A 12505-nucleotide genomic window follows, 5' to 3' on the forward strand; every position below is an offset into this window, starting at 1 on the left:
AATTGACCACGGGCTTGTGTCGCACCATATTAAGCGCGAGAGGGGACGTTGATGCCGGATATTTCTGACCTTGGTCCAGACCGCACGCTGCTGCTTGTGGATGATGACGAGCCGTTTTTGCGCCGCCTTGCCAAAGCAATGGAAAAACGCGGTTTTGAAGTTGAGACCGCAGGGTCGGTGTCGGCGGGCAAAGCGATAGCCACCGCGCGGCCCCCGGCCTTTGCCGTGGTGGACCTGCGGCTTCAAGATGGCAATGGTCTTGATGTCGTCGAAGTGCTGCGTGAACGGCGTGCTGATACGCGGGTGGTGGTGCTGACAGGCTATGGCGCGATTGCGACGGCGGTGGCAGCGGTGAAATCGGGGGCCACGGACTACCTCTCAAAACCCGCCGACGCCAATGACATCGTGAATGCGCTACTGGCCACAGGGGGCGATTTGCCAGAACCGCCGGAAAACCCAATGAGCGCAGACCGTGTGCGGTGGGAGCATATCCAGCGGGTTTACGAGTTGTGTGACCGCAATGTCTCAGAAACCGCGCGACGGTTGAACATGCACCGTCGGACATTGCAGCGGATTTTGGCCAAACGCTCGCCGCGCTAAAGCTCGTAGCGTTTCCAGATTTTATCGACGCAGCTGCCATTGGCCAATTCGCTGTTGGGCAGACGTTTAAAATCTTCGAACCCTCGGCTTTGGTAATAGGCCAGCCCGCCGGCATTATCTGCGCGTATAATGGCGTGGATATGCCTGTACCCAAGGTCTCGGGCTGCTTCCTTCGTCCGCTCAAACAGTGCAGAGCCGATCCCCAAACCTGTCTCTCCCAGCCGCACAAAAGTCGCTATATCAACGCCGTCTTCGGGCAAGTCGGGATGCGGCTCGATATACTGAAATCCTTTGACCGTACCGTGCTCGTCTTCGGCCAGATGCCAGGCGCTGTCCGGTGCGGCCATCCAGCTTTGCAACTCGCGAGGGGTGACTGGGGTGACCATAGCGGTGGTGCCGCCCTTAGCGATAATCGCGTTCAGAAGTTGCGCTAACGCACGTGTATCCAACGCTCCGGCGCGGCGGATATGGATCATGCTATCTCGCGCAGCAGCGCTTCAAAGCGCCCAGTGAATTCGTTCCGCACTTCGACAGGGGGGCGCAGCAGGATGTTCAGCCCGTCCATCAACGCGGTGTCGGGGCGGCCAAAGAAACGGGTAGCCTCGGCTTCGGAAAAGCCCGCGATCTGGCTTGCCTCCATCCACGCGCTGACACGATCGGCCTTTTTGATCTGCTGTTTGACGCGCACTGGCAGATTGGCAGGCAGTCCGAACCGCAGATGGACGGCGGTGGTCAGACGCTCATCCAAGGCGCGGTAATTAGGACCAACAGCCGTTTTGACCGGCGAGATCATATCGCCAATCACATATTCCGGCGCGTCATGCAGCAGAGCAGCCAAACGCCACTTTGCCGGGGCGCGCGGCGCGATGCGGGTGAAAATCGTCTCTACCAAAAGCGAATGTTCGGCCACGGAATAAGCATAGTCCCCCCGGGTCTGCCCATTCCAACGCGCGACAAAGGCCAAACCGTGGGCGATGTCCTCAATCTCAACATCCACCGGGGTTGGGTCTAGCAAATCAAGCCTGCGGCCAGAGAGCATACGTTGCCATGCGCGGGGTTTTTGGGCCATCGCCTGCGGTCCTTCTCTTGGCAATCCTTTGGGAACCATTCCCCTGTATTTCTGTTCATCCCACGAAGGAGATAATCATGAAACCCGTTTTTTCCGGTCTGATACTTGCAGTTACATTTGGCAGCTTTGCCGGTATCGCCCAAGCAGAAGAAGTCTGCATGCCGCAACATGAGATGAAATCCGCGCTGATCGACTGGTACGGCGAAGCGCCCGTCCCCGGTCAGGCGAAAGACAACAGCCAGTTGTGGGCATCCGAGCAAACCGGGACTTGGACATTGGTGAGATCCATGGCGGACGGAAACGCCTGTGTTTTGGCACAGGGCAAAAACTGGATGGAAGGCGTTACCGACAATAAGCAATTGGCCGCCTTGCTGGACTAAGCGAGCAAGGCCAACCGTCCATATAGATTGAGAACTGATCGCTGAGATGCTAGGCGACCTCCAACACCTCTAGACAGGAGCGCCGCATGGCCCACGACTATATTGTTAAGGATATCAATCTGGCGGCCTACGGGCGTAAAGAGCTGGACATCGCTGAAACTGAAATGCCCGGCCTGATGGCGCTGCGTGAAGAATACGGCGACAGCAAACCGCTGAAGGGCGCGCGGATCGTTGGCTCGCTGCACATGACCATCCAAACCGCCGTGTTGATTGAGACGCTCGTGGCACTCGGCGCTGATGTGCGTTGGGCGTCTTGCAACATCTTCTCGACCCAAGACCACGCTGCGGCTGCCATTGCCGAAGCGGGCGTTCCGGTTTTCGCGATTAAAGGTCAGTCGCTGGTTGAGCATTGGGATTACCTCGACAAATCCTTTATGTTCCCCGATGGCCCGAACCTGATCCTCGACGATGGCGGCGATGCGACGCTCTATATCCTCTTGGGCGCGCGAGTGGAAAACGGTGAAGATGAGCTGATCGCCGTGCCTAAGTCCGAAGAAGAAGAGGCGATCTTTGCTCAGATCAAGAAACGCATGGCCGAAAGCCCCGGCTGGTTCACTAAGATGCGCGATCAGATCAAAGGCGTGTCCGAAGAAACCACCACCGGCGTGCACCGTCTCTATGATCTCGTGAAACAGGGCCAATTGCCCTTCCCCGCGATCAATGTGAACGACTCTGTCACAAAGTCGAAGTTCGACAATAAATACGGCTGCAAAGAAAGCCTTGTCGACGGCATCCGCCGCGCCACGGACACGATGATGGCCGGCAAGGTCGCGGTCGTGATGGGTTATGGCGATGTGGGCAAGGGTTCCGCCGCGTCGCTGCGCGGTGCTGGTGCGCGGGTCAAGGTCACAGAGGTTGATCCCATCTGTGCCTTGCAGGCTGCAATGGACGGTTTTGAAGTCGTGCTGTTGGAGGATGTCGTCAGCACGGCCGACATCTTTATCACCACCACGGGCAACAAAGACGTGATCCGCATCGAGCACATGCGCGAGATGAAGGACATGGCGATCGTTGGCAACATCGGCCATTTCGACAATGAAATTCAGGTTGCCAGTCTAAGAAATCACAAATGGACCAATATCAAAGAGCAGGTGGACATGATCGAGATGCCGAATGGCAATCGGCTGATCCTGCTCTCTGAGGGCCGTTTGCTGAACCTTGGCAATGCGACCGGGCATCCGTCTTTCGTGATGTCGGCGTCCTTTACCAACCAAGTGCTGGCGCAGATCGAACTGTGGGAAAACACCGATAAATACGGCAACGACGTTTACATCCTGCCGAAACATCTGGACGAAAAGGTTGCGCGTCTGCATCTCGACCGGATCGGCGTGAAATTGTCCAAGTTGGACCCAGAGCAGGCCGCATATATCGGCGTGTCGCCTGATGGTCCGTTCAAGCCGGAGCATTACCGCTACTAATATCAGCGGTTCCCTGCCGGATATTTAAGAGAGCACCGCCTGATTGATTTCAGGCGGTGCTTTTCTGTTTCGGCTTCAAATCTCTGTAAAATAATAGAATTTTCGCTCAATCGGCGGATTCAGGCACATTCCTGCCCGCTTCCGAAAGCTGCCGGAACATCTACCCGAGAGCGGTGTTTCCTCCCCAGACCAACACCGAAAGGAGTTCGAAAATGAAACGTACATTCCTGAATTCAACCGTCGCCGCGCTCGCTCTGACCGCAGGCACCGCCTTTGCACAGGATGTAGACGCCACCGCAGACGCGGCCGCTGAGGCCGAAGCAACCGTCGCGGGTGAAAGCGTAAGCAACAGCGCAGATGATCTTGGCAACTCGCTGAAAAAGCAGGCTGAGGATACGGCGCAGTCCCTGCGTGATACCGCAGACGACACTGCCGATGCCATCGATGGTGCCGTGGATTCAGCTACCGACACGGCCGATGCTGACGTTGATGCCGATGTTGAGACTGATAGCGAGATGGCGTCTGACACCGAGATGGAGACAGACACAACGCTGGACGCGGAAGCTGATCTGAACGGCAACTCCGACTCCGAGTCGAATTCGACTTTGAGCGCCGAGACCGACAGCGATATCGACAGCAATACAGACACTGATCTCGCCTCCGACGATGATGCAGAACTGGACAGCGACACCGACCTGACCGCTGGCGTCTCTTCGGATACCGAAACCGCGATGGAAACGGACGTCACGCGCACCGACACCAGCATGAGCAACGCTTTTGCCGGGATGGTTGCCGGTGATTTGATCGGTCAGACTGTGGTCGAAGCCGATGGCGAGAAAGTTGGCGAAGTCGACTATGTGATCAAAACCGATGAGGGCTATGCTGCAGTTGTTGGCATGGGCGGTTTCTTGGGCCTTGGCGAGCGCACCGTCGCAGTGCCGCTGGAAGAGATTTCCATGGCTGCTGAAAACGACCTGAAGCTGAGCGCTTGGACCAAAGCCGAGCTGGAATCCCAGCTCGAGGTGAACAAAGGCGAGATCGAAGCACTGGAAACAGACGCTCCCCTCGACGACGCGTCTTAAACCTCAACCCTAACGGTCTATTGGAGGCGCCCCTTGCGGGCGCCTCTTTCTGTGTATGCGCCCGTGCAGGCGCATTCACAGAAATAGTTTGCGAAACAGTTGTTTGACCTTAGGCTGCGGCACAAGGACCCTAGCGAGGGCCGAAATGACACAAGGGAGTATTGATATGGGCAAACGTGACGAATGGATCGCGAAATATGCTGAGGACCTGCGCAACAAATGCGGTGTAGAGCCTGATATGGACCTGTTAACCAAGGTAACCATCGGCTGCGGCCCGTCGATCTATAACGCGGACGCTCAAACCGTTTCGGCTGGTGATACGGCAGAATTGAACACGGTGAAGGACAACTTTCTGATCAAGAAGCTCGGCCTGCCGGATGACGAGCATCTGATGGGCGGTATTCAAAAGGCGATTGAGACCTATGGCCGCTCTGAACGCAACAAATACCGTGCTGTGATCTATTACCTGCTGGTCAAGCATTTTGGTAAAGAAAGCGTCTATGCCTGACGGACTAGGGGCCAGCGTAACGCTTTGTTTATAGGTAACTAAAACCTTTACAGCAGCCCTGTTTGGTTAAGCGCGTATTTCGTTTTTCCAAGGGGTTTGAGATACTCGGAAGTTGCCTAAATCGGTGCTTTCGGGTATCCCTATTACATCGGCCAGGACGGCCAGAACGAGATTTCGAATACGTGTGTGGTGGATTTGGGAGCACACGGGGTGAGAAAGGGTTCTGGCGGGGTGCCGGAACCCTTTTTTCGTTTTTCAGTGTTGGACCGGGGCAAATTTGCTCAGGGCGTCGTAGCGCCCAAAGCGCAGATGATTTGCCATTCCTGCGCTGTCACAGGCTGCACGGATAGGCGGGGACTTTTCACCAACACCATATCGCTCAGCCGAGGATCAGCTTTGATCGTATCAAGCGTCACTGGCGTCACAAAGGGCCGCACGGCTTTGACGTCGACACAGTCCCAACGGTCATCATCAGTCGTGCTATCAGGATGCGCCTCGGCACAGACTTCGACGATCCCCACTATTTCGCGGTCTTTCTGGGAGTGGTAAAAGAAGCCCAGATCCCCAAGCTGCATTTCGCGCATGAAGTTACGCGCCTGATAGTTGCGCACGCCGTCCCATTCTTCGCCCGCCTCACCTTTGGCCAGTTGGTCCTCCCAACTCCATGTCACGGGTTCGGTTTTGAACAACCAATAGGCCATTAGCCGATGACCCTGTTCCAATGGGTCAGGGTCACGCTTTTGAACAGACCAGCCTTTGCATAGGGGTCATTTTCGGCCCATGTCCGCGCCGCGTCCATGTCCGCGACGTCAAGAATGATGAGCGAGCCGATCATTGTACCCTCGTCGTCCAGCAAAGGCCCAGCTTGGGCAACGGCATCGCTTGATTTCAGATAGGCCAGATGGTCCGGACGGTTTTCCTGCCTAATCGACAGTGCATCTGGTTTGTCATGGGCGAAGAGGGCAACAAGCATATCATTCTTCCTTTAGGGGTCGGGTGAGTAGCGATTTCAAGGCAGTGGCGACATCGAGTTCATTGTCGAGCAGAGCAGCCACCGCGCGGGTGATGGGCATATCAAGCGACGCATCCCGCGCCAGAGCATCGACAGCGCGCGCTGTGGCGGCGCCCTCAACCGTTGTGTCCGCGTCAAAGGCGTGGCCAGCCCCCAGCGATTGGCCCAAACGATAATTGCGTGACTGTTCGGAGGTGCAGGTCAGCGTCAAATCTCCGAAACCTGAAAGCCCCGCCAGTGTCGTCGGCTCCGCCTGCAAATGCGCTGCAAGGCGCTGCATTTCCGCATAGCCGCGTGTCATCACGGCAGCACGCGCGCTCTCTCCCAGCCCGGCACCAATAGCCGCACCGCTGGCGATGGCGATCACATTCTTTAGCGCCCCGCCAAGTTCGGCACCGATGGTATCCGTGGTGCGGTAGAGCCGGATGTTCTCGGTCGTGAGTGCTTTTTGCAGATCGGCGCCCGCGCTGGCATCCGCGCAGGCAAGGGTCAAAGCAGTGGGGAGGCCGCGGGCAATATCAGCCGCAAAGCTCGGCCCGGTGAGGATCGCAGCTGTCGCGTTGGGAATGGTCTGTTCGATAATGGTGACCGGCCCACATCCGCTGCGCAATTCGATACCTTTGCAGCAGGCAACAAGGTGTTTCCCGGCAAGGTTGTCGGCCTGCGCTGTCAGCAAGTCGCGCAGCTTTTGCATGGGCACGGCGAGCAGCAGAATATCGGCCTGTGCAGCCTGCGCGAAATCATCCGTTACAGCCAGATCATCCGGAAAAGCACAACCGGGCAGGCGTTTGCTGTTCTCCCGCGTGAGGTCCATATCCCCCAGCTGCCGCGCCCAGAGGGTGACAGGTTCCTTGCGGGCCAATGAGATTGCCAGCGCCGTGCCAAACGCTCCTGCGCCGAGAACTGAAATGCTCATGCCTTGGCCCCCTTTTTCCCGCTGCCAAGCATTGATGGGCGGACCGTATCCAGCGGCCAGCGTGGGCGGGCCGAAAGGCTCAAGTCATCGAAGCCACGTTCCGCCGCTTGTTCGGCAGCAGCAAAAGCGATCATCGCGGCATTGTCTGTGCACAGCGCGAGCGGCGGCGCGATGAACCGCGCCGATTGCTCTGCTGCGACCGCCTCTAGCGCCGCGCGAATGGATTGGTTCGCAGCCACGCCACCCGCCACGCAAAGCCCAAGCGGCGCGTCTTGGGGGTAGTTGGCAAAGGCACGGCGGGTCTTTTTTGCCAGCACCTCGACCACGGCGGCTTGAAATCCGGCGGCAAGATCGGCTTGATCCCGGTGCGTCAGCCCGCCCGCATCGGCCATAGCTTTGTCCCGCGCGCGTAGAACTGCCGTTTTCAAGCCAGAGAAGGACATATCGCAGCCGTCGCGATCCAACAGTGGACGGGGTAGCGCAAAGCGCTCAGGATCACCGGTTTTGGCGCAAGCCTCAATCGACGGGCCTCCGGGTTGGGGCAGACCGAGCAGCCGGGCAACCTTGTCAAAGGCTTCACCCGGCGCGTCGTCAATGGTCCCGCCAAGCCGTTCAAAATTGTTCGGCCCGCGCACCATCAAGAACTGGCAATGCCCGCCGGAAACCAGCAACATCAGATAGGGATATGGCACATCGTCTGTCAGACGGGGCGTTAGGGCGTGGCCTGCCAGATGATTGACCCCGTAAAGAGGTTTGCCCGTGGCTGCCGACAGACCTTTGGCGCACATCACCCCCGACACCACGCCACCGATCAGCCCCGGCCCTGCGGTCACGGCAATGGCATCGATCTGAGGCAAGGCGATCCCGGCCTCGGCGAGCGCGTCTTCGACACAGTGATCGAGCTTCTCGGCATGGGCGCGTGCTGCAATCTCGGGCACGACCCCGCCAAAATCCGCATGCAACGCCGTTTGACCTGCAACGACAGAGGACAACACCGCGCCGCGCCCGTCTTCGTCAATACGTACGATGGCGGCGGCGGTATCGTCGCAGCTGCTTTCCAATCCTAGAATGAGCTGAGGTCTGGGCATGGGGGCTTTCCGTTGCAAGGCACCTGTACCGCAGGTAACACCGCTGTCAGCCGCAAACAATGCCGGAGCCCTCACATGACGCAGCCAAGACTGCTTCTGACCCGCCCGCCTCAGAGTTCGGCCGTTTTTCTGAAACGGTTGCCTTCTGCCCTTCATAAGGGGGTCGTGGTGTCGCCTTTGATTGAGATTGTACCCAGCGGCGACGCGCCAGACTTGAGCGGCTATGCCGGCGTGATCTTTACCTCGGCAAACGCCGTTGCCAATGCGCCCGCGGGGGAGGGGCGCCCGGCCTATTGTGTGGGGCCGCAGACGACAGAGGCAGCGCTCGCGGCAGGCTGGCAAGCGCAGATGTCGGGCTTTGACGCGGTTTCGATGATTGCAGAACTGTCTGGTCGCGCCGACCTTGGGCCATTGCTGCATCTGGCTGGTCTGCACCGGCGCGGTGACATTGCAGGAGACCTCACGGCAACCGGGCTGACCACTGACGTCCATACCCTTTATGAGCAGCGTCTTTTGGCGCTTAGCGATGAAGCACAGCACTTGTTGCAGGGGGATGACCCGGTGCTGGTCCCGTTATTTTCCCCGCGCAGCGCCGCGCAGTTCGCGCGTGAGGCTGCGCGCACCGCTCAAGTGCTTGCGGTTTCAATCAGCGATGCCGCCGCACAGGCGCTTGAAGGCCTGCCGCTACGTGCGCATGATGTGGCAGCGCTCCCAACGGGTGAAGCTATGGCAGAAGCCGTTGAAAAACTGTTCCGCCGCTCCACCTTGCCTTGAGAGGCGCATTTATGCCGGGTAAGCTTGCTGCGGCAAGCGATAGACAGGTTCAGAATCGGAAAGGCGGGCGGCGTGGCGAAACCCAAAAAGACTGTCACTAAAAGCGAAGACAACGAGACCGCAGCCGATAAAACGGTGTCAGACAAGTCAGAAGCGACAACACCCATGCCGGAGGACAAACCGTCTGCAACGCAGACTGGTGATAAGGCCCCATCGACTTTTGAGACGGATAAGCCAGATGCGAAAACTGTGGACGCGGCTGAGAAAGACAACACAGCCAAATCTGCGGTAAAGACGTCGGCTGAGGTTGAAACCTCTGCTGCCACTGACAAATCGGATACCGCCCCCGCGTTGGATGAGGCGAAGCCAAAAGCATCAGATGCCTCAACGAAGCCATCGCCGGTGACGCCCGAGAAAGCCAAGGCCGATACTTCCCCCCCCGCAACCGCCAAGCCGCCGAAGACCACAACTGACAAAGACAGCAGCAAGCCGTGGGACAAGGGTGCGAGCAAAGCGACCAGCGCATCGCCCACCAGCTCCACGTCGACTGCAAAATCGGACAGTGCAAAGACAGATACTGCAAAGCCAAGCGAAAAGACTCCAGCCGAGAAGCCGGTACAGAACACCAAGGCGCCAGAACCTGTCGTCAAAGAGCGCAAGCGGAGCGTCTTTTTCCCGATGGTGCTGGGCGGTCTTATCGCCGGCGGGTTGGGCTATGCGGCTTCGGAATACGATGTGCTTGGCAATCGCGCGCAGAACGAAGCGGCGCTGCAAGAAGCACTCGACGCGCAACAAGCCCGTATCGCAGAACTGGAAACCCGCGTTGACGCCCCTGCACCAGAGCCCGAAACCCCGCCGGAAGTTGCCGCCCTCACCGAAGAGTTGACCACCGCTCGCCAAGAGCTTGCGACGTTGCAGGAGCAGTTAGCCGGGATCGATAGCCGTTTGACGACGGTCGAGAAGCAGCCTGCCAGCGGCGGAGACAATGAAATCGCTGTCGCGGCATTTGAGCGTGAGATGGAAGCGTTACGGAACTCTGTCGCCGAACAACGCAGCGAAATCGAAGCCTTGCTTGAAAACGCCCAAAGCGTGGAAGAAGCGACCGCCGAAGCGGCTGAGGCCGCCCGCGCGCAAACGGCGATGTCTCGGATCAACACGGCCCTCGCGGCTGGACGGCCCTTTGACGCGGTTTTGGCTGAACTGCAGGCGGCAGGTGTCGAAGACATCCCCGAAGCGCTGAGCGCAGCCAGCGGTGGTGTTGTTACCCTTGCCAACCTTCAGTCACGCTATCCTGACGCCGCCCGCGCGGCTCTTGCGACGGCGCGTGCAGAGGTGCCGGAAGGGGGCGAAAGCGGTTTTGGCAGCTTTTTGAAGCGCCAGTTGGGCGCACGCTCCGTCGCCCCGCGCGAGGGGACGGACCCGGATGCCGTACTGTCGCGTGCCGAAGCCGCTGTGCGCGATGGCCGCCTAACCGATGCGCTGGCCGAGATTGAAACGCTATCAAACGCTGCGCAAGACGCCATGGCGGACTGGCTTGCCGATGCACGCGCCCGTCAAGCAGCGGAAAACGCCGCTGACGACCTGTCACAACGCCTGACGGCAAACTGAGGAACGACAAATGCTTTGGTCTCTAATTAAAATCGTTCTTTTCGTCGTGCTGGTGGCCGCGCTCGCCTGGGGGGCTGGGTTCTTGCTGGAAAGCGAAGGCGGAATACAACTGACCGTCGCTGGCACTGAATATACCCTCGGCCCTTTGCAATCGGTGATCGCGGTCGCACTGCTGATGTTGGCTGTCTGGGTGCTGCTCAAGATCGTGGCGCTGCTGTCTGCCACTTGGCATTTCCTGAATGGTGATGAGACTGCCCTGTCGCGTTATTTCGACCGCAACCGCGAGCGTAAAGGCTATCAAGCGCTGTCTGACGGGCTTATGGCGCTCGCCAGCGGTGAGGGGCAGGTCGCTATGGCCAAAGCCGCGAAGGCAGACCGCTACCTGAAACGCCCGGCTTTGACCAATCTGCTCACCGCTCAGGCCGCCGAACTGGCCGGAGATCGGCGCAAGGCGGAGCGGACCTATCGCAAGCTGGTCGAAGACGAAAAGACCCGTTTCGTCGGTGTGCGCGGCATCATGAAGCAAAAGCTGGCCGAAGGTGATACGGAAACCGCGTTGAAACTGGCCGAAAAAGCCTTTGCCCTGAAGCCGAACCACGAAGAAACCAGCGACACGCTGCTCAAGTTGCAGGCCGATAAGCATGATTGGTCCGGAGCGCGTCAGACGTTGCAGGCCAAGTACAAAAACGGCCAACTGCCGCGTGATGTGCATAAACGCCGCGATGCGGTACTTGCGTTGTCTGAAGCCCGCGATGTCATCGCCGAGGGCAACAGCATCGAAGCGCGTGAAGCTGCGATTGAAGCGAACCGATTGTCGCCTGATTTGGTCCCGGCAGCGGTCATGGCCGCACGCGGTTATATCGCGCAGGACAAACCGCGTTACGCTTCTAAGATTCTGCAAAAAGCGTGGAGCGTTCACCCGCACCCAGACCTTGCCGCTGCCTTTGCAGAGATCCAGCCCGATGAGACTCCGCAACAGCGGATCAAACGCTTCCGCGCGCTGACCAAATCGCAGCCGGACCATCCCGAAACCAAGATGCTGCTGGCCGAGTTGCACATCGCGAATGAGGACTTTCCCGAAGCCCGTCGTGCGCTTGGCAATCTGGTGGAGACTGATCCTTCGGCCCGTTCCGTCACACTGATGGCCGCGATCGAGCGGGGCGAGGGCGCGTCGGATACGGTGGTCAAAGGCTGGCTGACACGTGCGCTCAATGTCTCGCGCGGGCCACAGTGGATCTGTGAAAACTGCCACCATATCCATGCAGAGTGGAAGCCGATCTGCGAGAACTGCAAGAGCTTTGACACGCTGGAATGGAAGACACCGCCGCTGTCGGAAGTCGCGACGCCAAGCGGTGTGCAGATGCTTCCGCTGATCGTCGGCACACCCGAGACCACCCCGACCGAAGGCGCGGTGGTAACGCGCAGCGACGATATCGAAGAGGCGGAGTTGGTGACGGAGCCAGAAGAGCCTACCAACTCCGATGCCCCGAGAAAGGCGCCAGACCCTACAGCTTGATGTCGTAGGTGACCCAGTTGGTGCGCGTGGCGAGCTTGTCATAAACGCCACGGCCACGGTAATTGTCCTCGGCCGTGATCCAGCGCACAAGGCTCCACCCGCGTTTCTGAGCGATCTTTTGTACCTCCCCGATCAGCGCGTCGGCAGCCCCGCTGCCGCGTGCTTGCGGCTCCACAAAAAGATCGTCGAGGAAGCAGCCCGTTGCCGCCGCCAAGGGGCGCGCGAAATGCCGGAAATGGGTCAGGCCGATCACCCGGCCATCCGCATTCTCGCAGACCAGCCCTTCGACCTCGGTCAAGGGATCATGCAGCCAAGACCAGACCCGCGCTCGCATCTCCGGCGTCTGCTCGACTTTATAAAACTCAGCATAGCCTTGATAGAGCCGCTCCCAATCGGCGCGGTCATGGTCTTTCACGGTTCGGACTGTAAGGTCGGACATGGCGGGCTCCCTTCGCTGCTGCGCGATCTTTGCCC

At 58.9% G+C, this 12505-nt stretch carries 15 protein-coding genes; 8 read left to right on the top strand and 7 right to left on the bottom strand.

The window, feature by feature from the left end; all coding sequences use genetic code 11:
- Positions 1–51 precede the first annotated feature (51 nt).
- On the top strand, positions 52–600 hold the full coding sequence (locus tag HTT03_RS16835) for an ActR/PrrA/RegA family redox response regulator transcription factor (protein WP_174860940.1): 549 nt from the start codon (positions 52–54) through the stop codon (positions 598–600).
- Here HTT03_RS16835 and HTT03_RS16840 read toward each other — a convergent pair.
- Both HTT03_RS16840 and HTT03_RS16845 read right to left on the bottom strand, forming a co-directional pair.
- Positions 597–1076 (bottom strand): GNAT family N-acetyltransferase, encoded by a 480-nt coding sequence (locus tag HTT03_RS16840; RefSeq protein WP_174860941.1) that lies wholly within the window; start codon positions 1074–1076, stop codon positions 597–599. The two genes, HTT03_RS16835 and HTT03_RS16840, sit on opposite strands and share 4 nt — an antisense overlap.
- Positions 1073–1669: an HD domain-containing protein gene (locus HTT03_RS16845; RefSeq protein WP_174860942.1), complete on the bottom strand. Its 597-nt coding sequence runs from the start codon at positions 1667–1669 to the stop codon at positions 1073–1075. The genes HTT03_RS16840 and HTT03_RS16845 overlap by 4 nt, the downstream gene beginning before the upstream one ends.
- A 77-nt stretch (positions 1670–1746) precedes the next feature.
- Here HTT03_RS16845 and HTT03_RS16850 point away from each other — a divergent pair, with 77 nt between their 5' ends.
- From HTT03_RS16850 to HTT03_RS16865, 4 genes are all read left to right on the top strand, one after another.
- Positions 1747–2049 carry an S-adenosyl-L-homocysteine hydrolase gene (locus HTT03_RS16850; protein WP_217482848.1) on the top strand — a complete coding sequence of 101 codons (303 nt, stop codon included), beginning with the start codon at positions 1747–1749 and terminating at the stop codon, positions 2047–2049.
- 86 nt (positions 2050–2135) lie between these two features.
- Positions 2136–3527 carry an adenosylhomocysteinase gene (ahcY, locus tag HTT03_RS16855; protein ID WP_174860943.1) on the top strand — a complete coding sequence of 464 codons (1392 nt, stop codon included), beginning with the start codon at positions 2136–2138 and terminating at the stop codon, positions 3525–3527.
- A 212-nt stretch (positions 3528–3739) separates the two neighbouring features.
- Complete coding sequence (locus tag HTT03_RS16860) at positions 3740–4609, top strand: PRC-barrel domain-containing protein (protein ID WP_174860944.1); 870 nt, start codon at positions 3740–3742, stop codon at positions 4607–4609.
- Between the two features lie 166 nt (positions 4610–4775).
- The gene (locus HTT03_RS16865) at positions 4776–5117 is read left to right on the top strand and encodes a DUF2853 family protein (protein WP_174860945.1); all 342 of its coding nucleotides are present in this window, start codon (positions 4776–4778) and stop codon (positions 5115–5117) included.
- Between the two features lie 281 nt (positions 5118–5398).
- On the opposite strand, the gene HTT03_RS16870 is transcribed toward HTT03_RS16865, so the two are convergent.
- The 4 genes from HTT03_RS16870 to tsaD are packed head-to-tail and all read right to left on the bottom strand — an operon-like array spanning position 5399 to position 8133.
- Entirely contained in the window at positions 5399–5818 is a 420-nt protein-coding gene (locus HTT03_RS16870) for an EVE domain-containing protein (protein ID WP_174860946.1), read from the bottom strand.
- Positions 5818–6090, bottom strand: a complete 273-nt coding sequence (locus HTT03_RS16875) for a YciI family protein (RefSeq protein WP_174860947.1) — start codon at positions 6088–6090, stop codon at positions 5818–5820. The genes HTT03_RS16870 and HTT03_RS16875 overlap by 1 nt, the downstream gene beginning before the upstream one ends.
- A 1-nt stretch (position 6091) precedes the next feature.
- On the bottom strand, positions 6092–7045 hold the full coding sequence (locus tag HTT03_RS16880) for an NAD(P)H-dependent glycerol-3-phosphate dehydrogenase (protein WP_174860948.1): 954 nt from the start codon (positions 7043–7045) through the stop codon (positions 6092–6094).
- Positions 7042–8133, bottom strand: a complete 1092-nt coding sequence (gene tsaD / locus HTT03_RS16885) for a tRNA (adenosine(37)-N6)-threonylcarbamoyltransferase complex transferase subunit TsaD (RefSeq protein WP_174860949.1) — start codon at positions 8131–8133, stop codon at positions 7042–7044. The genes HTT03_RS16880 and tsaD overlap by 4 nt, the downstream gene beginning before the upstream one ends.
- Before the next feature lie 168 nt (positions 8134–8301).
- Here tsaD and HTT03_RS16890 point away from each other — a divergent pair, with 168 nt between their 5' ends.
- From HTT03_RS16890 to HTT03_RS16900, 3 genes are all read left to right on the top strand, one after another.
- Complete coding sequence (locus tag HTT03_RS16890; protein WP_174860950.1) at positions 8302–8907, top strand: uroporphyrinogen-III synthase; 606 nt, start codon at positions 8302–8304, stop codon at positions 8905–8907.
- A gap of 72 nt (positions 8908–8979) precedes the next feature.
- Positions 8980–10515, top strand: a complete 1536-nt coding sequence (locus HTT03_RS18910; RefSeq protein WP_343035872.1) for a mitofilin family membrane protein — start codon at positions 8980–8982, stop codon at positions 10513–10515.
- A 10-nt stretch (positions 10516–10525) separates the two neighbouring features.
- Positions 10526–12031: a heme biosynthesis protein HemY gene (locus HTT03_RS16900; protein ID WP_174860951.1), complete on the top strand. Its 1506-nt coding sequence runs from the start codon at positions 10526–10528 to the stop codon at positions 12029–12031.
- Here HTT03_RS16900 and HTT03_RS16905 read toward each other — a convergent pair.
- A complete protein-coding gene (locus tag HTT03_RS16905) occupies positions 12021–12470 on the bottom strand; it encodes a GNAT family N-acetyltransferase (RefSeq protein ID WP_174860952.1) in 450 nt (149 codons plus the stop codon). The two genes, HTT03_RS16900 and HTT03_RS16905, sit on opposite strands and share 11 nt — an antisense overlap.
- Positions 12471–12505 lie beyond the last annotated feature (35 nt).

The organism is Sulfitobacter maritimus, from assembly GCF_013346665.1.
Lineage (GTDB): Bacteria > Pseudomonadota > Alphaproteobacteria > Rhodobacterales > Rhodobacteraceae > Sulfitobacter > Sulfitobacter maritimus.

What these genes read in the sequence shown, in the direction of transcription:
- HTT03_RS16835 (WP_174860940.1), top strand. Translation starts at nt 52, where the DNA reads ATGCCGGATATTTCTGACCTTGGTCCAGACCGCACGCTGCTGCTTGTG.
- HTT03_RS16840 (WP_174860941.1), bottom strand. Translation starts at nt 1,076, where the DNA reads ATGATCCATATCCGCCGCGCCGGAGCGTTGGATACACGTGCGTTAGCG.
- HTT03_RS16845 (WP_174860942.1), bottom strand. Translation starts at nt 1,669, where the DNA reads ATGGCCCAAAAACCCCGCGCATGGCAACGTATGCTCTCTGGCCGCAGG.
- HTT03_RS16850 (WP_217482848.1), top strand. Translation starts at nt 1,747, where the DNA reads ATGAAACCCGTTTTTTCCGGTCTGATACTTGCAGTTACATTTGGCAGC.
- ahcY (WP_174860943.1), top strand. Translation starts at nt 2,136, where the DNA reads ATGGCCCACGACTATATTGTTAAGGATATCAATCTGGCGGCCTACGGG.
- HTT03_RS16860 (WP_174860944.1), top strand. Translation starts at nt 3,740, where the DNA reads ATGAAACGTACATTCCTGAATTCAACCGTCGCCGCGCTCGCTCTGACC.
- HTT03_RS16865 (WP_174860945.1), top strand. Translation starts at nt 4,776, where the DNA reads ATGGGCAAACGTGACGAATGGATCGCGAAATATGCTGAGGACCTGCGC.
- HTT03_RS16870 (WP_174860946.1), bottom strand. Translation starts at nt 5,818, where the DNA reads ATGGCCTATTGGTTGTTCAAAACCGAACCCGTGACATGGAGTTGGGAG.
- HTT03_RS16875 (WP_174860947.1), bottom strand. Translation starts at nt 6,090, where the DNA reads ATGCTTGTTGCCCTCTTCGCCCATGACAAACCAGATGCACTGTCGATT.
- HTT03_RS16880 (WP_174860948.1), bottom strand. Translation starts at nt 7,045, where the DNA reads ATGAGCATTTCAGTTCTCGGCGCAGGAGCGTTTGGCACGGCGCTGGCA.
- tsaD (WP_174860949.1), bottom strand. Translation starts at nt 8,133, where the DNA reads ATGCCCAGACCTCAGCTCATTCTAGGATTGGAAAGCAGCTGCGACGAT.
- HTT03_RS16900 (WP_174860951.1), top strand. Translation starts at nt 10,526, where the DNA reads ATGCTTTGGTCTCTAATTAAAATCGTTCTTTTCGTCGTGCTGGTGGCC.
- HTT03_RS16905 (WP_174860952.1), bottom strand. Translation starts at nt 12,470, where the DNA reads ATGTCCGACCTTACAGTCCGAACCGTGAAAGACCATGACCGCGCCGAT.